16 protein-coding genes are annotated in these 19,143 nt (G+C 38.3%); 11 read left to right on the top strand and 5 right to left on the bottom strand.

Going from position 1 to position 19,143, the window contains the following annotated elements; all coding sequences use genetic code 11:
* The first annotated feature begins 163 nt into the window (after nucleotides 1–163).
* Both H4J38_RS15685 and H4J38_RS15680 read left to right on the top strand, forming a co-directional pair.
* Complete coding sequence (locus H4J38_RS15685; protein WP_182133213.1) at nucleotides 164–808, top strand: hypothetical protein; 645 nt, start codon at nucleotides 164–166, stop codon at nucleotides 806–808.
* The gene (locus tag H4J38_RS15680; protein ID WP_182133211.1) at nucleotides 808–1,581 is read left to right on the top strand and encodes a DUF3307 domain-containing protein; all 774 of its coding nucleotides are present in this window, start codon (nucleotides 808–810) and stop codon (nucleotides 1,579–1,581) included. Before H4J38_RS15685 ends, H4J38_RS15680 begins: the two co-directional genes overlap by 1 nt.
* A 188-nt stretch (nucleotides 1,582–1,769) precedes the next feature.
* On the opposite strand, the gene H4J38_RS15675 is transcribed toward H4J38_RS15680, so the two are convergent.
* Nucleotides 1,770–2,045, bottom strand: a complete 276-nt coding sequence (locus tag H4J38_RS15675) for a GNAT family N-acetyltransferase (RefSeq protein ID WP_182133209.1) — start codon at nucleotides 2,043–2,045, stop codon at nucleotides 1,770–1,772.
* Between the two features lie 295 nt (nucleotides 2,046–2,340).
* On the opposite strand from H4J38_RS15675, the gene H4J38_RS15670 reads away from it, so the two are divergent.
* Nucleotides 2,341–3,312 carry a DnaJ C-terminal domain-containing protein gene (locus tag H4J38_RS15670; RefSeq protein ID WP_182133207.1) on the top strand — a complete coding sequence of 324 codons (972 nt, stop codon included), beginning with the start codon at nucleotides 2,341–2,343 and terminating at the stop codon, nucleotides 3,310–3,312.
* Nucleotides 3,313–3,420: 108 nt separating this feature from the next.
* Here the strand turns inward: H4J38_RS15670 and H4J38_RS17395 are convergent, their stop codons facing one another.
* Together H4J38_RS17395 and H4J38_RS15660 are read right to left on the bottom strand one after the other, a co-directional pair.
* Nucleotides 3,421–3,888 (bottom strand): prepilin-type N-terminal cleavage/methylation domain-containing protein, encoded by a 468-nt coding sequence (locus H4J38_RS17395; RefSeq protein WP_182133205.1) that lies wholly within the window; start codon nucleotides 3,886–3,888, stop codon nucleotides 3,421–3,423.
* Between the two features lie 148 nt (nucleotides 3,889–4,036).
* The gene (locus tag H4J38_RS15660) at nucleotides 4,037–4,801 is read right to left on the bottom strand and encodes a Crp/Fnr family transcriptional regulator (protein ID WP_182133203.1); all 765 of its coding nucleotides are present in this window, start codon (nucleotides 4,799–4,801) and stop codon (nucleotides 4,037–4,039) included.
* A gap of 342 nt (nucleotides 4,802–5,143) precedes the next feature.
* Here H4J38_RS15660 and dnaK point away from each other — a divergent pair, with 342 nt between their 5' ends.
* From dnaK to H4J38_RS15620, 8 genes are all read left to right on the top strand, one after another.
* Nucleotides 5,144–7,045 carry a molecular chaperone DnaK gene (dnaK, locus tag H4J38_RS15655; protein ID WP_182133201.1) on the top strand — a complete coding sequence of 634 codons (1,902 nt, stop codon included), beginning with the start codon at nucleotides 5,144–5,146 and terminating at the stop codon, nucleotides 7,043–7,045.
* Nucleotides 7,046–7,438: 393 nt separating this feature from the next.
* The gene (locus H4J38_RS15650) at nucleotides 7,439–9,007 is read left to right on the top strand and encodes an endonuclease (RefSeq protein ID WP_259365536.1); all 1,569 of its coding nucleotides are present in this window, start codon (nucleotides 7,439–7,441) and stop codon (nucleotides 9,005–9,007) included.
* 405 nt (nucleotides 9,008–9,412) lie between these two features.
* On the top strand, nucleotides 9,413–10,018 hold the full coding sequence (betI, locus tag H4J38_RS15645) for a transcriptional regulator BetI (protein ID WP_182133197.1): 606 nt from the start codon (nucleotides 9,413–9,415) through the stop codon (nucleotides 10,016–10,018).
* Nucleotides 10,009–11,472: a betaine-aldehyde dehydrogenase gene (gene betB / locus H4J38_RS15640; RefSeq protein ID WP_182133195.1), complete on the top strand. Its 1,464-nt coding sequence runs from the start codon at nucleotides 10,009–10,011 to the stop codon at nucleotides 11,470–11,472. The genes betI and betB overlap by 10 nt, the downstream gene beginning before the upstream one ends.
* 81 nt (nucleotides 11,473–11,553) lie before the next feature.
* Nucleotides 11,554–13,239, top strand: a complete 1,686-nt coding sequence (betA, locus tag H4J38_RS15635) for a choline dehydrogenase (protein WP_182133193.1) — start codon at nucleotides 11,554–11,556, stop codon at nucleotides 13,237–13,239.
* A gap of 193 nt (nucleotides 13,240–13,432) precedes the next feature.
* Entirely contained in the window at nucleotides 13,433–14,650 is a 1,218-nt protein-coding gene (locus H4J38_RS15630) for a BCCT family transporter (RefSeq protein WP_182133191.1), read from the top strand.
* 18 nt (nucleotides 14,651–14,668) lie between these two features.
* Nucleotides 14,669–15,373: a TorF family putative porin gene (locus H4J38_RS15625; RefSeq protein ID WP_182133189.1), complete on the top strand. Its 705-nt coding sequence runs from the start codon at nucleotides 14,669–14,671 to the stop codon at nucleotides 15,371–15,373.
* Nucleotides 15,374–15,717: 344 nt separating this feature from the next.
* Nucleotides 15,718–17,043, top strand: a complete 1,326-nt coding sequence (locus tag H4J38_RS15620) for an aspartate aminotransferase family protein (protein ID WP_182133187.1) — start codon at nucleotides 15,718–15,720, stop codon at nucleotides 17,041–17,043.
* Between the two features lie 164 nt (nucleotides 17,044–17,207).
* Here H4J38_RS15620 and H4J38_RS15615 read toward each other — a convergent pair whose 3' ends face one another.
* Both H4J38_RS15615 and H4J38_RS15610 read right to left on the bottom strand, forming a co-directional pair.
* Complete coding sequence (locus H4J38_RS15615) at nucleotides 17,208–18,077, bottom strand: MYG1 family protein (RefSeq protein ID WP_182133185.1); 870 nt, start codon at nucleotides 18,075–18,077, stop codon at nucleotides 17,208–17,210.
* Nucleotides 18,078–18,353: 276 nt separating this feature from the next.
* Nucleotides 18,354–19,136, bottom strand: coding sequence for a phytanoyl-CoA dioxygenase family protein (locus tag H4J38_RS15610; RefSeq protein ID WP_182133183.1), 783 nt, complete (start codon nucleotides 19,134–19,136; stop codon nucleotides 18,354–18,356).
* Nucleotides 19,137–19,143 lie beyond the last annotated feature (7 nt).

The following is a 19,143-nucleotide window of genomic DNA, read 5'->3' as shown; positions in this document are numbered from 1 at the left end:
ACAACAACATCCAATCATCTGATATTTAACGCTATTAGCTCCTATTATTATACTTTCAAGGTAATAAAATACAATTTCGAAATAAAAAGCAACTAAATATAGTTGCCTATCTACAGGCAATCAAATATAGTTTCTTATGTAGAATAAAATAGGGAAAATAAATATGATTGCTGTATTAACCGGCGATATTGTAAATTCAACCAAAATGACTAATGAAACATATTCAGAGGTTATCAAAAGTATTAAAGGCTTTCTTCGCGAGGTTAATGAAAAATACCAAGCGACTGGTGAAGTATATAGAGGTGACGAATTTCAAATTCAGTATCCAAACGCTGTTTATGCGCTAAAAAGTACCTTATTAATTAAACTCGCCCTGCATTTATCTAAATTTTCAGCAAAGCCTATTCAATGCACACTATCTTTAGCCTATGGCGCGTATGAAATTTATGATAAAAAGCCAAATACTTCCTCTGGCCCTGTCTTCATTGAATCAGGTAGAGGATTAGAAAAAGCGCAAAGAGGTGAGTTATTAGTGAGTTTTGAGCAACAAGCCAATAACAGCGATATGAAACTGCTAAACCAGTTTTTAAATCACTTGCTCAATAGATTAACGAAAACACAAGCCGAATTATTGTATCAATACATAGAAAGCGACTTTGCCGAACATAAAAAAATTGCCGACCTTACAGGAACTACCCGACAAAATATCAGTAATAGGTTAGGTAATATTGGCGCTTTTCTGGTTAGAGATTATATGGCGATGATAAATAAAACAGTTTCGCAGCTTGGTACTCGAGGTAACAACTAATGGAATTACTACTATTAATGCTAACGGCACATTTTGTAGCAGATTTCTATTTCCAACCTGCTAATGGTTTAGAACGCTACGAGTCAAAAAAAATAAAGCCTAAAAAGCTATGGCTGCATTTATTAATGCATACCCTGCTTTATATCATGGTATTTATAATCGCAGAGCTACCATTACTTTCAGCAATCATCGCAATTTTGGTTATATCTCTAACGCAATTTTTGAGAGTGTATTACCGTGATTATCGAGCAAATAATTTACGATATTTTTTGATAGACCAAAGCATTCAACTTTTTGTTATCTCTATTGTTTGGGCCTATCTTGCTCATTTCACAGTAGCTCAGGCTTTACTGTTTTTCGGGCAACTTTTAACCGCTAAAAACATGATCATTGCCCTATCGTACCTACTGGTTTGTAAACCGGCTTCAGTGATTATTTCATTAGCGTTAAAAAAGCATACCGACGACTTAGCAAAGGCTGCTACAGAAGCTCAGGAGCATGCCAGTGACGGCAAAAATGTAAATATGGGGTTGTTATCAGCAGGTGCTTGGATAGGTTATATTGAGCGCTGTTTAGCTATTTCTTTTATCTTCATGGGGCAATTTGCTGGTATTGGCTTCTTAGTCGCAACTAAAACCATCTTTAGATTTGGTGATTTAACCAAAAACAAAGACATGAAGCTTACTGAATATATGATGCTAGGCACTTTATTAAGCTACGCTATTGCCTTGTTTGTTGGCTGGAATGCCATGCAAATGTACCATGCTATATAAATTTCTGGTGCAAAATGCTTGACCATTTAATCAATGATTGAACTAATATAAGGTGAGTTAAGAGTGCAGCGATAGTTATTCTTAACTAGAAAGATTAACTGTAGGGTATTGACGCAAGGTGAAGCGCTCACTCTGATCTACTGAAGTAAACGCTGAAATCAAAGTAAGTATTAACTATCGAGAAATAATTATGCAAAGTAGTCGCTTGCTTCAGGGTGTTTTGCTAGATAGTTAACAATATATGAACACTTGGCAACGGCTTTTTTATTATCCTTTTTGATCTGCTCAAGCACAGCTTCTAAAAGTATTCTAGCAAGTCCTTTCCCCGCTAGTTTTTCAGGCACAGTAGTGTGGGTTAAATGCATATTGCCATTTTGATCATCGTAAGTAATGTACGCAATATGCCCATCGATATGATATTCATATTGGTATGCTGATTCGTTATGTATCAGTGTGTACGACATATTATTTCCTTTATTAATAATTTAATTATATTTATTCATTCATTCATTCTGAAAAATAGCACGAAATATCTATGTGTACATGCCATAATTTACCAGAAGTGTCACATTACTGACATTGGTTATTTTCCTTTACATTTATACTCATACTATCAAATAGGAATAGCTAAAATTAATCGTCGGTGATTTCAACCTTGAGTTATTAATCACCCACTTTATCTTCTAAAATTATTTATAAAAGCTAGTTACAGAAGCTAGTTAAAAAGTTATCTGCAAGATATATATGCAGGAGGTCAGTGTGAATTATAAAGATTATTATAAAATTATGGATGTTGATAAAAGCGCATCCCAAGATGAAATTAAAACGTCATATCGTAAATTAGCGCGAAAATTTCATCCCGATGTAAGTAAAGAAAAAAATGCTGAAACTCGCTTTAAAGATATTAACGAAGCTTATGAAGTGTTGCGCGATAAAGATAAACGCGCAGCGTATGACCAATTAGGCAGTAATTGGAAAGCAGGCCAATCTGGTTTTACACCTCCCCCCAGTTGGCAAGATCAATATCAGCAAGGCAATGGTAATTTCAATGCGGGTGGTCAAGGTGATTATAGCGACTTTTTTGAATCATTATTTGGTGGCGGTTTTGGCGGGGGGCAACACGCATCACGTGGTCGTCGGTCTATGCAAGGGCAAGATAGCAACGCAAAAATATTGATTGATTTACAAGATGCTTACACAGGTGCAAGCCGCAATTTTACGCTACAAGACCAAGTGGTTGATCAACAAGGCAGAATGCAAAACAAAGAACGCACTTTAAAAGTTAGTATTCCAAAAGGCATTAAACCGGGTCAAAAAATTCGTTTGCAAAAGCAAGGTCAACCTGGTGTTGGTGGTGCAAACAATGGCGATTTGTATCTTGAAGTGGGATTTAATCCTGATCCTTTATACGTTATAGAAGGTGCTGATATTACCACTGAGCTTACCATTAGCCCATGGCAAGCCGCTTTAGGTGAAAAAGTAAAAGTACCCACACCTAAAGGCTATATTGATTTAAGTTTACCTAAACTGATCAGTAGTGGCAGTAAAATGCGCTTAAAAGGTCGCGGACTTCCAAGCAAGGTTGCTGGAGACTTTTTTGTTAAGCTAAAAATTGTTTTCCCAAAAAGTTTGTCTGCAGAAGAAGAAGCACTGTATCAATCGTTAAAAAAGCTAGCGACTAATGATAATGAAAACGGCAATGAAAGTGTAAAGCAAAAAGTTGATGCTTAACTTAGCTTAACTAGTATTGACTTACCTAAAAACAAGTGCGCCATACTGAGATATCAGTATGGCGCTATTCTACCTAGCACGTCATAACACCTAAGGCTTTAATAATAGTTAATCTATGCAGCCAGAAATAGTCAGGTTTGGTCGTTCGCCCTTGTTAGCTCGGGTATATACAAGCTTGCAAACGCCAGCACTGTCGATTTCACTTGTTGTCAAATCCTGGGTATCTTTGGTAAATGTAAAAGTGATTGCGGGATTTGATCCCGTAAGTTTAAAGTCGTCTTCGGTAAAATTAAGTACCGCCTTTAAATTTTCTTGCGTTGCAAAAGGATAGCCGTATCTAATTCTGATACCCGATGATAGTGTTTCATCGAAAGAATCTCCCACCCCTTCAATAATGGCTTTAGTGTATGTAAATGTCGACGCTGTTTCTAAAGATGCCTTAAGGCCATTCATTACGGCCTGTCGCGCATCACCTTGTAAATTTATAAATTTTGGTAATGCGGTTGCTGATAGAATTCCTAAGATAATAATAACAATAACTAATTCTATTAATGTAAAACCTGACTGCTTCTTCATTTTGAAAATTGTCTCCAAAAATTATTTTGCCTAATTTACCATTCTTATATTTTCCATAAAAGTGAGACGTATGTTTAAGTGATCAACGACTATGTTGAGCCTGTATAAAAACTGTTACAGACACAACACTTTGAGAATGCGTATTTGACTAGTTCTTAACTAAAGGCGCGTTCGCTAACGTTTGGGTGTATTTCGCTGCTTTTTCTAATGCTTCTAGGTCTTTTACAATAAGTTGATTACGTGTTTTATCTATGGTGCCTTCTTTCTTCCAGTGCTGTAATTGTTTATTAATAACTTGTCTGACTGAGCCGGTCATCCGTGCTAACGTTTCATCGTTTAAACCATTTACCAAATGATGCTGATGTTCTTCTGCTTTGGTACCGGTATAAAACTTAATTTTATTTATATGTTCTAAAATAATACGGCTTAAACGTGTGGTTACATCATGCAAAACTAGGCTACTTGCCTGTTGCTCTTTTTCACGCATTTTTTTTGCTAAATAAGGCATAAATTGTTGGTTAAATTCTGGATAGGTCCACAACCAATTTCGCATCGTTGTTAATTTTACTGATAGTAGTTTTACCGTGGTTAATGGTGAAACTATCACGTCATGGGGTTGATCATCTAATAACACCATTAAATCAAAACAATCACCGGCATAAAGCATATCTAACGTCGCTTCTCTGCCCGTTTCAGGGTTACTTTGTTTAATTTCCAAACTGCCATCTATCACAACAAAAAAACGCTGGGTTAATAAGTTCGAATTAAAGTAGTCACCTTTGCGCCATTCATCAAGCTGGAATTCTTGTTGAAAGTCTTCAATTAATTTTGCAGGTAAATCTGCAAAAATATTAGCTTGTTTAACTAATACTGGGCTGGCTTTTTGTGGTAAATGCGTAACATCGTTATTCATAGGTACAATGATTTAAACCGTGGTTTAAGTGTGTGATTTTATTCTAACCTCTTGTAGTGATATAGCAAAAGATAATCATGACTTTTATTTACTTAGCTTTAGCCGAAAACCCCGATTAATCTATTGATTTTTATATTTAAAAAATATAAAAACAGAAAATCATCATAACTGTCATATTTGTGACAGAAGCATTCTCTTACCTTCCGTATTATAGCTCCACTAACCAAACAGCTTGTGTTAAACCATTTATACAAGTTTGTTTATACGGTCAAATTGCTTACTGGGAAATAGCCATAAAGCATCAGACCTTTTTATGAAGTTCTAAAAGAATAGGTGATTATTATGTCTAAGACTATTGGTATTGATTTAGGTACAACAAACTCATGTGTCGCAGTGATGGAAGGCGGTGTTGCAAAAATCATTGAAAATGCAGAAGGTAGCCGCACTACACCATCAATTGTTGCTTATGCCAACAATGAAACTTTAGCGGGTCAACCGGCTAAAAGACAAGCGGTGACAAACTCGAAAAACACCTTGTTTGCAATTAAACGTTTAATTGGTCGTAAATTTGATGATAAAGAAGTGCAAAAAGATATTAAGCTCGCGCCTTATAAAATAGTTAAAGCAAGTAACGGTGATGCTTGGGTTGAAGTGAACGGTAAAGCTTTATCGCCGCAAGAAGTGTCAGCACAAATTTTACGTAAATTAAAAAAAGATGCTGAAGCTTATTTAGGTGAAACAGTAACAGACGCGGTTATTACCGTACCGGCTTACTTTAACGATTCACAGCGCCAAGCAACGAAAGACGCAGGTAAAATTGCAGGGCTTAATGTGAAGCGCATAATTAACGAACCTACAGCAGCAGCATTAGCCTATGGTGTTGACAAAAACAGTAAAGCTGATCAAAAAGTGGCCGTCTATGATTTAGGTGGCGGTACTTTCGATGTCTCTATAATCGAAATAGCAAATGTGGACGGTGAAAAACAATTTGAAGTGTTAGCAACCAATGGTGATACCTTTTTAGGTGGTGAAGATTTTGATTTACGCTTAATAAATTACCTAGCTGATGAATTCAAAAAAGAAAGTGGTATTGATATCAAACAAGACCCTTTAGCCCTACAGCGCATTAAAGAAGCGGCTGAAAAAGCGAAAATCGAGTTGTCATCAGCACTACAAACTGACGTGAATTTACCTTACGTTACCGCCGACGCTAGTGGCCCTAAACATTTAAAGGTACAAGTTACTCGCGCTAAATTAGAGTCATTAGTGGATGACTTGGTAAAAAGCACCATAGCACCATGTGAACAAGCATTAAAAGATGCTGGTTTAAGCAAAGGTGATATAAGTGAAGTTATTTTGGTAGGTGGTCAATCACGTATGCCAAAAGTACAAGCAGCGGTTAAAGCCTTTTTTGGCAAAGAGCCACGTAAAGATGTAAACCCAGATGAAGCAGTTGCCATGGGCGCAGCGATTCAAGCGGGTGTACTGTCAGGAACAGTCGGTGATGTGCTATTACTTGATGTAACGCCATTATCCTTAGGTATTGAAACCTTAGGCGGTGTAATGACTAAGCTTATTGACAAAAATACCACTATACCAACACGTGCTTCTGAAACCTTCTCTACGGCTGAAGATAATCAAGCTGCGGTTAATGTGCATGTACTGCAAGGTCAGCGTGAAATGGCAACAGATAATAAATCGTTAGGTCAATTTAGCTTAACGGATATTAACCCTGGCCCACGTGGTTCGGTACAAGTGGAAGTTACCTTTGATATTGACGCTGATGGCATTTTAAATGTTACCGCGAAAGACAAAGCCACCGGTAAGGAGCAAAGCATTAAAATTACCGCATCAAGTGGTTTAACGGAAGATGAAGTTAATCGCATGGTGAACGATGCACAAATGCACGCTACTGAAGATAAACAAAAGCGTGAGTTAGTTGAGCAACGTAACCAAGCTGATCAATTAATTCATACAGTACAAAGCTCGATGAACACCTTAAGCGATGATCAACAAGGCGAGCTTAAAACCTTAATTGAGCAACTTAAAATGGCGGTTAATGGTGATGACAAAGGCGCAATTGAAATGCGACAAAAAGCATTACAAGAAGCTTACACTAACATGATGCAAGCCCAACAAGCGCAGTCTCAGCAAGCAGAGCAACCTCAAGGAAATGCTGCTAATGATGAAGCTAGTACCGAAGATGTTATCGATGCTGAGTTTGAAGATGTTAGTAATGGTTAACTCTTAATGGCTAATCAATAGTCGCTAAATGCTAGAAACAAAACCCTAATATTTATTATTAGGGTTTTTTATTATATTTTTTCCAATAAAAACAAACCATTTAGTCAACTAACACATATGTGCCATTTTTATTAAGTAAACAATCACTTTTAATGGCTTAAATTATGAGGCACTATGCCTTTGCATAAAGTGTAACAGTTTGTAAAAAAACTTTAATGCATTGTAAATTTAAACATTAAAATATAAATACAAAACTTAACTAAATGGTTAAAGGTTACTTGTGAATTAACGGTTGTCATGTTTACCGTATGCAACAAACCGATTAAAAAGAAGGAACATTCTTTGAAAAATAATAAAAAATTACTACTCACTTTACTCAGCGGGCTTAGCTTAATGGCTAATGCTGATGTACTCAATGGTAACTTCGAAGCTTGGTCAAATACCAGTGCCGACAATTGGACTACGGTTGACTCTGGTATCAGTGTTAGCCAAAACACCACTACCATTAAAACAGGCGCTAGTTCAGCCGCCATAACGGTTAATACCGCAACGCAAAGCTCAACTGATTTTCTGCAAAATATTGCCGTAACCGCAGGGCAAAGCTATGATTTTTCAGTTTGGGTATATCACACCGAAGGCGGCTTAAAAGCCAGACTTTTTGCTGATGGTTATCAAGGTTACTCAAACCCTAATCTAGTCAATCAATGGCAACAAGTTAGCTATACCTATTCGGCTGCCAGCACCAAAGAAATAGCCGTTGGCTTACGCTTTTACGACACCACAGGATTTGACGGTTCTGAAACTGTTTTCATCGATGATTTTGAACCAACAGCAAGTGCAGGAACAGGTGGTTCAGCCTGTTTAGCTAATGATGTCACGTTTAGTTTAACCACAGATCAATACGGTTATGAAACTAGCTGGTCAATAACAGACAGCAACAACGTAGAACAAGCCAGTGGCAGTAACTTAAGCAATTCAACTAGCTACAATGAAAATATTTGTCTAACTGATGGTGCCTATACTTTCACTATTAACGACAGCTACGGCGATGGTATATGTTGTACCTATGGCAATGGCTCATACGACATTTCACTTGCAGGTACATCACTCGTTTCAGGTGGTACGTTCACCCAAACAGAAAGTAAAATCTTTACCCTTGGCAGTACTGGCGGTGGTTCAGGTGGTGATCCTGGCACATATTACCAGAGCATTACCACGCAAACCGGTTATAGTCTTAAAACTGCATTACACGATCTAATAAAAAACCATACCGCTCAAGGTTATGGTGCAATTTGGACGTTTTATGCTAATCACTCACTGGATACCTATTTCGAAAACGATGGTTCAATTTTAGATATTTACTCTGAAAAACCTTTCGGAAGTGATAGCTACACTTATACTAAAGTGACTAATCAATGTGGTTCTTACAGTGGTGAAGGTGGATGTTATAACCGAGAACATTCTTTCCCTAAAAGCTGGTTTGGCGGAAAAATTGAGCCGATGAATTCAGATATTCATCATATATTTGCTACCGATGGTTTTGTTAACTCAAAACGCGGCGGTTTCCCATTCGGCGAAGTGGCTAGTGCAACTTTCACCTCTACTAACAACAGTAAATTAGGTACAGCTACCTCGGCTTTAGGCTATAACGGCACTGTATTTGAACCTATTGATGAGTTTAAAGGTGATTTAGCTAGAGCGCAGCTTTACATGGCGACTCGCTATCAAAATGTTATTGCTAATTGGCAAACAAATAGCACCTATGGCGATGCCATATTAGACGGCAGTAGTAATAAAGTATTCGAAACTTGGCAGTTAAATATGTTGTTACGCTGGCACGCAAATGATCCTGTAAGCCAAAAAGAAATTGATAGAAATGAAGCGGCCTATGCTCATCAAGGTAACCGTAATCCATTTGTTGATCATCCAGAATATGTCAGTAAAATTTGGACAGCTAACTAGAAGTTAATCCGCACTTTAGAGATACCCATAATTGAGGCCGATTAATTATACAGTATCTTATTTCGGAAGAAGTTAATTAAAATTAACTTCTAAATAGCACGATAGCTAACGCAACAAAAACCCCTAATATATTTTATTAGGGGTTTTTTTATTGCTTAGAGAAAATAACAACCCATACATCAATTTACCTCATGACTTATCATTAGACCCCTAACCTTTAACGATACATGTGTAATGTTTTTCATAACCTCTATAACTTGTCTACAGCCTATACAAAGCATACAAAACCTTATTTTACAGTACCTGCCGCTAAGGTCAGTTTATAAAGCTGAGTTGATAATTTTACAAAAAACCATTAGAATAGAAACTAATTGAACGTTCAATTAATAAAAAAGATATGAAAATATGCCTAAAGTTGGAATGAAACCTCTGCGTAAACAACAGCTAATTGATGCCACATTAGAATCGATTGGCAAACATGGCTTACAAAATACAACCATAATAACTATCAGTAAAATTGCGGGCTTATCTTCTGGAATTATTAGTCATTACTTTGGTGGGAAACAAGGCCTAATAGAAGCAACCATTAGGCATCTTTTAGAACAATTAAAGTTAGCATTACTTGAACGTATTTCGCCGCAAAAACTTAATGCAACCGAACGACTTAATATGATTATAGAGGCTAATTTCACTTCATTTCAGCGCTCTACCCCCACCATTAAAACATGGCTTAGTTTTTGGGCAGAATCAATGCATGATCCAAAACTGAAAAGATTACAAAATATCAATAGCAAGCGTTTGTATAGCAACCTGCTTTTTTCATATCGTCAATTACTAGCAGAAGATGTCGCAATAGTAGCGGCTAAAAAAACCGCGGCGATGATTGATGGTTTATGGCTACGCTGTGCCTTAAGTTCATCGCCAGCAGAAGAGTTCATACAAGCTGAGCAATTATGTAAAAGTTTTATAGACGAACAGATTAACCAATATGGAGATGTTACTTGTCATTAATACGTTATAAAAATTATGTCGATGGTACTTATATAGATAATGCCAGTGGTGAAACATTTGATGTAATTAACCCCGCTACGGGAAAAGTTATCTATCAAGTTGAAGTTGCCGATGAACAAGTCCAAGAAAAAGCTATAGCTAGCGCAAAGCTTGGTTTTGCTACTTGGTCAGCAATGAGCGCTATGGAACGTAGCCGAATTTTACTTAAGGCTGTTGCGTTATTGCATGAACGTAATGACGAATTAGCCAAAATTGAAGTGCTTGATACCGGAAAGCCATGGCAAGAAGCATCAGTCGTTGATGTATTGTCAGGCGCTGATTCAATCGAATTTTTTGCCGGACTAGCTCCTGGCGTTGAAGGCAATCAACAAGCCGTCAATGGCGACTTTTACTATACGCGCCGCGAGCCCTTGGGGATTTGTGCAGGTATAGGTGCTTGGAACTACCCATTACAAATTGCTTGTTGGAAAGCAGCGCCTGCATTAGCTTGCGGTAATGTGATGATTTTCAAACCTTCTGAAGAAACGCCACTTGGCGCATTAAAATTAGCAGAAATTTTTACCGAAGCAGGAATACCTAACGGCGTATTTAACGTTGTTCAAGGTGCGGGTGAAGTTGGTGCTTGGTTAACGCATCATCCAGACATTGCTAAAGTTTCTTTTACTGGTGAAGTGGGTACAGGTAAAAAAGTCATGGCCGCTGCTGCAAGTTCACTTAAAGATGTCACCATGGAACTCGGCGGTAAATCACCACTGATTATTTTTGATGATGCTGATATCGACAACGCCGTTTCTGCCGCTATGTTAGGTAATTTTTATACCCAAGGTGAAGTTTGTACAAACGGTACTCGCGTATTCGTTCATCAAGCAATTTACCCAGCCTTTATCGAGAAACTACTCGAGCGCACTAAAAACAATATTGTCGTGGGCGACCCTATGGACCCTAACACTAACTTTGGTGCACTAATTTCTGCTAAACATATGGATTTAGTACAAAGTTACATCGATATTGGCGTTAAAGAAGGAGCAACGCTTCTTTATGGCGGCAAAGCGTTACAACCAGACAGTGCACCAAACGGTTATTTTGTTGCGCCTACTATTTTTGGTGACTGTACTGACCAAATGACCATTTGCCGTGAAGAAATTTTCGGCCCAGTAATGAGCGTATTAACATTTACGGATGAAGACGAAGTGATCAGCCGAGCTAATGCTACAGAGTTTGGTCTAGCCGCCGGTGTATTTACCCAAGATATTACCCGTGCACACCGTGTAGTTCATCAAATACAAGCCGGTATTTGTTGGATCAATAGTTATGGTGCATCGCCAGCCCATATGCCGGTTGGTGGTTACAAACAGTCGGGTGTTGGTAGAGAAAACGGTCTTGCTACCCTTAATTATTTTACCCAAATTAAAGCCGTGTATGTGGGATTACAGCCACTCGACAGTCCTTTTTAACTAACAGAGCTACTCGAATACTGTTCTATAGTTAGACCGTAAGAAAGGTCTTAATGCACAAAATTATTTAAAAGGTTTTAAATGAAAAGCGAAAAATTTGATTACATTATTGTCGGTGCTGGTTCTGCGGGCTGTGTCTTAGCCAATCGTCTTAGTGAAGACAGTAATAACAATGTATTACTGATTGAAACGGGTGGTAGCGATAAAAGTATTTTTATCCAAATGCCAACGGCATTGTCTATTCCGATGAACTCAAAAAAATATGCTTGGCAATTTGAAAGCCAACCAGAGCCGTTTCTTGATAATCGCCGTATGCATTGCCCTCGGGGTAAAGTTTTAGGGGGTTCGTCTTCAATTAACGGTATGGTTTACGTACGTGGACATGCAAAAGATTTTGATGAGTGGCAGGAACATGGCGCCCAAGAATGGGATTACGACCATTGTTTACCTTACTTCAAAAAGTCAGAAGACTGGGCATTTAGTGCCAATGAATATCGTGCAAAAGATGGCCCTCTTGGCGTAAACAACGGCAATGAAATGAAAAACCCGCTTTACAAGGCATTTATCAATGCGGGAGTTGAAGCCGGTTACTTTGAAACTCAAGATTATAATGCAGCTCAACAAGAGGGGTTTGGCCCAATGCACATGACCGTTAAAAACGGTGTGCGCGCTTCAACAGCAAATGCTTATTTACGCCCAGCAATGTCGCGTAATAACTTAACGGTTATTACCCATGCGTTGGTACATAAAGTGCTACTTGATGGTAAAAAAGCCGTTGGTGTTAGGTACGAACGTAAAGGCAAACTAATTGATGTTGCAGCAAATAAAGAAGTCATTTTATCGGCAGGCTCTATTGGCTCGCCACACATTTTACAATTGTCAGGTATCGGCCCTAAAGCCGTACTTGAAGCCGCAAATATCGAAGTAAAACATGATTTACCCGGTGTTGGCGAAAATTTGCAAGATCATCTTGAATTTTACTTTCAATTTAAGTGCAAGCAGCCCATTACCCTTAATGGCAAGTTAGATTGGTGGAGTAAACTGCTGATAGGTACACGCTGGATATTAAGTAAAAAAGGCTTAGGTTCAACCAACCATTTTGAGTCTTGTGGTTTTATTCGCTCTAAAGCCAGTGTTGAATGGCCAGACCTGCAATATCACTTTTTACCGGCAGCAATGCGTTACGACGGTAAAGAAGCATTTGCAGGCCACGGATTTCAAGTACATGTAGGCCATAACAAACCTAAAAGTCGTGGGCAAATTAAAGCTGTATCAAACGATCCAAAAGCGCATCCAGAAATTCGTTTCAATTACCTTGAACACGAAGCAGACCGTGAAGGGTTTCGTGCCTGCGTGCGACTAACTCGTGAAATTATTAACCAGCAAGCGCTTGATGCATATCGTGGCGAAGAAATTCAGCCCGGCATCAAGGTGCAAACAGATGAAGAAATTGACAGCTTTGTCCGCCAATCAGTTGAAAGTGCCTACCACCCTTCTTGCTCATGTAAAATGGGTACAGATGCAATGGCAGTGGTTGATCCACAAACGCGAGTACATGGCATAGAAGGACTAAGAGTTGTTGATTCGTCAATATTCCCAACAATTCCCAATGGTAACCTTAATTCACCAACCATTATGGTTGCTGAACGTGCCGCCGATATTATTCGTGGGCGAACGCTATTAGCGCCAGCTAACGCTGATGTAACGCTAGCGACTAACTGGCGAGAGCAACAACGTTCAAATTTACCAAAACGTACAACAAACTAATGTTAAATCGTCAGTGTTCTTGCAAACAGTAATTATCATCATAATGGTTTATATCTCGGTATTTTCCTTGGCATAAACCATGACGACAATTAATGTTTCAAGCCGAAAAAGCTTGTTATGAGCACTATAATTATAAGAAAAAAGAGGAGTAAATTATCTTTAAATTGATTAAAAACTTTACAGAGGAATTATCATGACCGCATGGCTATCAGCAGGAATGTTGTTTACTTTTTCCGCTATCGCATTCATTTTATATCGATGGGGAAATATTCGCTGTGTGGGTGTAACACCAGTTAAAACCTTCACATTTATTGCTATTTTATTTACTTCCGGACTTGATGTGGGCCTTATTATGTTCCCATTAACTGAGTTTGCGGGGTACGCCGATTTAGCCACCAGTCCTGAATACGGATTTACCAACCCTTTAGCTATTGAGTTTGGTTTTTGGGCCTTTCTTATCTGGAGTTTTTACTTCCTAACCTGTTTTTACTTTTGTGTTATTGAACCACGCGTACGTTTTTTTGAGATTCCGCTGGTTAAATTCATAAATAACATTGTTATTATAGGTACTTGTGCATTTACAGCTTATTTACTGCTGTCGAACTTACCTTGGTATTTGCCAGAACTGGGTGATGGTGAGTCTGTTATTGGTAGTTTCTACTTAATTGTATTATTAGTGATTGCCTTTGCGGTTTATTCAAGCACCAACATACGTTATGTACGCATTTTAAGCCTAGCTACCACTTGGCTTTTTCTCGCGTTAATTGCGGTCATGTGGGGCGGCGCATTATTTGGAGAAAATTCAAGTATTGGCCAATTTGCCAATATATTTTCTATGCTTGGTGGTTACTTTGGTAACATTCACGAATTCGTGCTACCGATGAATGATTATCATGAATTCTACCTTTACTGGTGGTTTGCATGGAGCATTATGATCGGCCAATTTACCGCCCGTTTTGTCAGTGGTTTACGCACTTATCAAGTACTGTTGGCGATGTTGTTATTTCCGTCTATCCCGATTGCAATCTGGTTTAGCGTTTTGTATTACTACAGCATGAATGGCATAGAAACTACGGGCTTTTATAATATTGCCATGGCGATTGTTGGTATAACCTTCGTGATTAACTCGCTCGATTCATTGATTCGTTTGTACACCGACAATTTGAATATAGGCGTAGCACGCATAGGCAGAGTGAAATACTTCTTAGGTAATATTATTGCCTTGAGTTTACTCACCTTATTATTCAAATTAGAATTTTTAGAAATCCAATGGGTTGGCGCAGTAGTGATTGGACTATTCTTTACTTGCTTTGGTTATATTTTGTTTAGCAAGTTTAAAGAAGTAGCAGCAATAGAAAGCTCACCAAAAGAAAATAAAATCGACTTTACAAAAATAGAACAAGTGACCTAAAAAATGAGTATACAAGTAATGAAAAAAAGTATTATCGCCGTAGCAACAAGTTGTTTACTAGCAACCTCTTCAGCTGTGTTAGCAGACGTATCTGCAACCGTAAATGTTACGTCTGACTATACCTTCAATGGTGTCAGCCAAACGGTTAACGATCCAGCGTTACAAGCAAGTTTAGATTACGCAGGCACTGACGGTTTTTATGCTGGTGCTTGGGCGTCTACAGTTGATTTTGGTAGCGGTGAAGACACTAATATAGAATTGGACGCATACGCAGGAAAGTACTTTCAACTAGACGAAAAAATTGGTCTTGATGCCGGTATTGCCTATTACACTTACCACGGCGATTCAGCTTCAGATACTTACAATTATCCAGAGGCTTACGCCAAGTTTAGTTATAACTCATCTGTTGGTGATACCGAATTAAACTTCTGGTACAGCTGGGACTATTTTGGTCTTGATGCTGGGCACTATATTACAATGGTTGCTCATACGTTTGAAGTAGCGCCAGGTCATAATGTTAGAGCAAGTTTTGACCGTTCAACGTCAAACGATGCAAACAAATGGTCATGGAATGGCAAAGAGTCATACAATCATGTTCGTCTTGAGTATATGACTAGCTATGAAGGTTTTGATTTTAACCTTGCTGTTGAAGACACAAATATGGATATTGATATTGCAGATTCACGCATTATTTTATCCGTATCTCGTACCTTCGGTTTATAACATGAGTAGGTGGTATTAATTTTTTAATATCTCAATACTAATTTAAGCGCCCTAACAGTTACTATGTAAGGGCGCTTTTTTTTTGCCATTTTACAGTTCAAAATTAAGCAATTACTTTATTTGCTCACGCTATCTGAGAACTTGCAAAGTGCAATGACTGCAGCTGGTAGAAAACTTCACCTAAATTTTCACTTCAAGCCTTCTCATCAAACGTCTAACTTTCACTATTAAGTATCGAAAAAGTATAACTAGCACTTCCTGACTACGCACTATCCCTGTATTATCTTCAGCATTAAATTTGCCGCCCAAATGTTGAAAACAAATCAGTTAGATTGGAACATATTATGACCAAAACACATAAACCCAACAGTGCTAAAATGCTCAAAAGAGCACACACCAATATGCCTTTAGGCGTTGCCGATAGTTATCGTTATTGGGGTGAAGAAAACACCGTATTTTTGAGTAGCATGCAAGGCTGCACTATTACTGATTGCGACGAGCAAACATTCGTTGATTTTCGTTTAGCCTATGGTCCTATTATTTTAGGTTACCGTGATGAACGTGTTGATAACGAAGTTATTAAGGCAATTACCGACGTTGGCACTATTTCTGGCTTTTCTACTGGTCTCGACTCTGACGTGGTTGAATTGGTTAAGTCACTTTGCCCTAACATCGACAAAATGCGCTTTGCTAATTCAGGCACTGAAGCGGTTATTGGTGCTGTACGTACTGCTAGAGGTTATACCAAACGCAATAAAATTGTTGTCGTTGAAGGTGGGTTTCATGGTTTGCATGACGAAGTTATGTGGAAATCTGACGTAGATAACTGGGATGCAGACGATAAAAACTCACCAGAAATCATTCCTTTTGGCGCGGGCATTCCGCAAAGTACACGCGAACATCAAGTCAGTGTGCCACTAAACGACATTTCAGCTATTGACGCTGTTTTTGCAGAACATGGCCATGATATAGCGGCCATTTTAATTGAGCCTATTATGGGTAATTGTGGCTCTATTGCATCGACACAAGCCTACATGCAAAAACTACGCGACATATGTAACAGCAATGGCTCTGTACTTATTATGGACGAAGTAAAAACAGGTTTTCGTGTAGCTAAAGGTGGCGCCCAAGCTTTATATAATATACACGCCGATATCACCACTTACGCTAAAGCTATGGGTAATGGTTACCCTGTTGCTGCTTTTGGTGGCCGAGCTGAAGTAATGGACACCATTTCTTTTGACAAAGATGGCGTTACTCATGGCGGAACTTATACCGCAAACATGGTGGCATTAAGCGCAGCAAAAGCAACCTTAACACTACTTAAAGAAACTGATGCGCTTGAAACCATTGACCGAGTAGGCCAAAACATTCAAGCATTGCTTTCTCGTGTATTTACCAAGTTTGGTGTTGAACATTGTTTTGCAGGCCCTAATGCTATGTTTGGGGTACATTTTGGCGCAAACGTACCCCAAAATTATCGTGACTGGAAAAGAACGAATAGCGATTTATACACGCAATTCGCCCTTAACTTAATAGACAATGGCGTAATGTTAGAACCTGATTCACGTGAACCTTGGTTTATTTGTGAAGCGCATCAAACCATGGACTTAAATTGGTTAGAGCAAGTGGCTGAAAAATCGATGGCAGCAGCAGTAAACGCTAAGTAAACGCCATTTTAAAATATGCGTTTACCTGCAAAATAAAAGGTAAGCGCATAAAATATAGCTATAGGTCACTATGAACATCATTAATTAACAGTATTTAATTTATTTTTTTACATTAAATACTGCTAATTAGAATCATTACATAGTTAGATTTAAAAGCACTTTGCTTATTCTTCAAGTGCTATAGCTGCCATTTTCATAGTACTTTCAAAAGATTGCGCACCGGCAATAAATAAACCATTATGACAAAACATAGCGTCATCAATACCGGTTACATCTTGAAGCGCTTTATCAGCTAAACCCGCCCATGATTTAGGTAGAGACTTTCTGTCTTCAAATGAACCAAGTTCAACAGGAACGGTTTGAATTCTAAATGGACCAGAGCCCGACGGATAAATCACATACAAAGCTTCTTTAGATAAAGTATGAACCGTTGTTTTCCACGGCGTGTATTTTTCTAATACGATGACTCTTGGGTCCGCTGCATTTTCAATCGCTTTAGCCACAATAGATTTAGCATTAATGCCGCCGCTAGCAGAAGCAATAAAGCGTGTTAAAATGCGCGATGCAAACTCAACGGCTTCATCAAAACAAGTATCAAAATGACTGTCTTCTTGCCACGTTGGATTAAACATTGAAATAGTTTGGCTTAGGCTAATACCTTTTGAAACACCTTCAACATGACCACAATCAATAGCGTCAATTGTAGACACTAAACCAGCATCAACCGAATTAGCCACTTCTTGAGAACCTTGGCATATTTCTACGCCATATTTTTGCCAAATCAAACCAAATGATGAGTAAGGAATACCATTTTCACGTGCGCCTGCACCACCACGTTGATGATGATCAAAACGGCCTGCGTCTGGGTTATATTCACCACCCACATCGATCACAATATCAGCTTGGGCTATAACGGCTAAATCTCGTGTACGTACAAGTTTAAAACCAGGAAATATACTTTTAAGAGCAGCGATACTGAACACATCATCTGCATGAAAATTACCGTTATGAGTTACTATTGTTTTATCATTCATTTGTTTTGTTTCATGCCGTTTTAGGAAAATAGGAAGATGCTGCGTATTAAATGTTACTTTTAAAAATAGCAAAAAAGTAAGTGCCGAATTCTATCTGAATACCACGAATAACAACAGCTAACTTTAAAGCTCTATCTACTAAATTAAGAATACTGGCTAGACAAATGACTGACTAACACAAGAGTGGCAATTGAGCTTACATCGAACTAGCGCTTAACTAGCTAAGAACTAACCCAAGACACATATTAAATATCAAACAGGTGTTTTTTCTAAAAGCTAGCCATTCAACTTCAAGTTAATGGTATTGATAAATAACCTTGGATCGTCAATTTTATCTAGCATTGAACTATCCGGTAAACAATCGTCATCAACATAATCGGCAAAGTCACCGGCTGAATCAAACACTAAAATATCTAGTGCTAATCGGTCTAATCCATATAAACCACGATGGATCATATCTGCTGAAAACACGAGTAAATCGCCAGCGGATAAACTTATTTTTTTACCCGTAGATAAGTCGTCACTACTGACTCTGCCCTTTTCTTCTTGTCGGACATTAAATTCTTCTTCATTATCCCAGCGTTTATGGGATTCTGGCACTAGTTCCATGCCAAGTTCATCAAACAAAGGTACGCGAAGATGCAAGACTTGTGTCTCTTGAATAGCAAGCTTTTGCCCTTCAACATCATGATCATATTGACAATCTCGATGCCAAAAATCTTTTTGCTTTGGATTAACTGGGTTAAAAAATAATTGGGTATTCATAAACGCGGGATTATTGGTGATAACCGACTCAACAACATTCATGACTTTTTGCGAACTGATAAAATTAAATAGCTTAATCCGATCATCAACCGCTAAATATTCACTGCCAGTAATTAGCGACGAGTTAAACGCTTCCTCTTGATAGAAAGTAGCATTGTCTTGCTGCCATAATTGATGAAACTTTAATACTACGGCGCTAAGTTCAGCTATTTCAGAGGCACTGAAATAATTTCTAATAACAAAGTAACCTTGTTCTTCATAATTTTGCTGAAGTTGACACCTATTTTCTAACATTAACTAA

It is taken from the genome of Colwellia sp. BRX10-3, from assembly GCF_014077505.1.
Classification (GTDB): Bacteria; Pseudomonadota; Gammaproteobacteria; order Enterobacterales; family Alteromonadaceae; genus Cognaticolwellia.
Note: the sequence above shows the minus strand (reverse complement) of the source record. Positions and strands in the feature narration are given on the sequence as shown.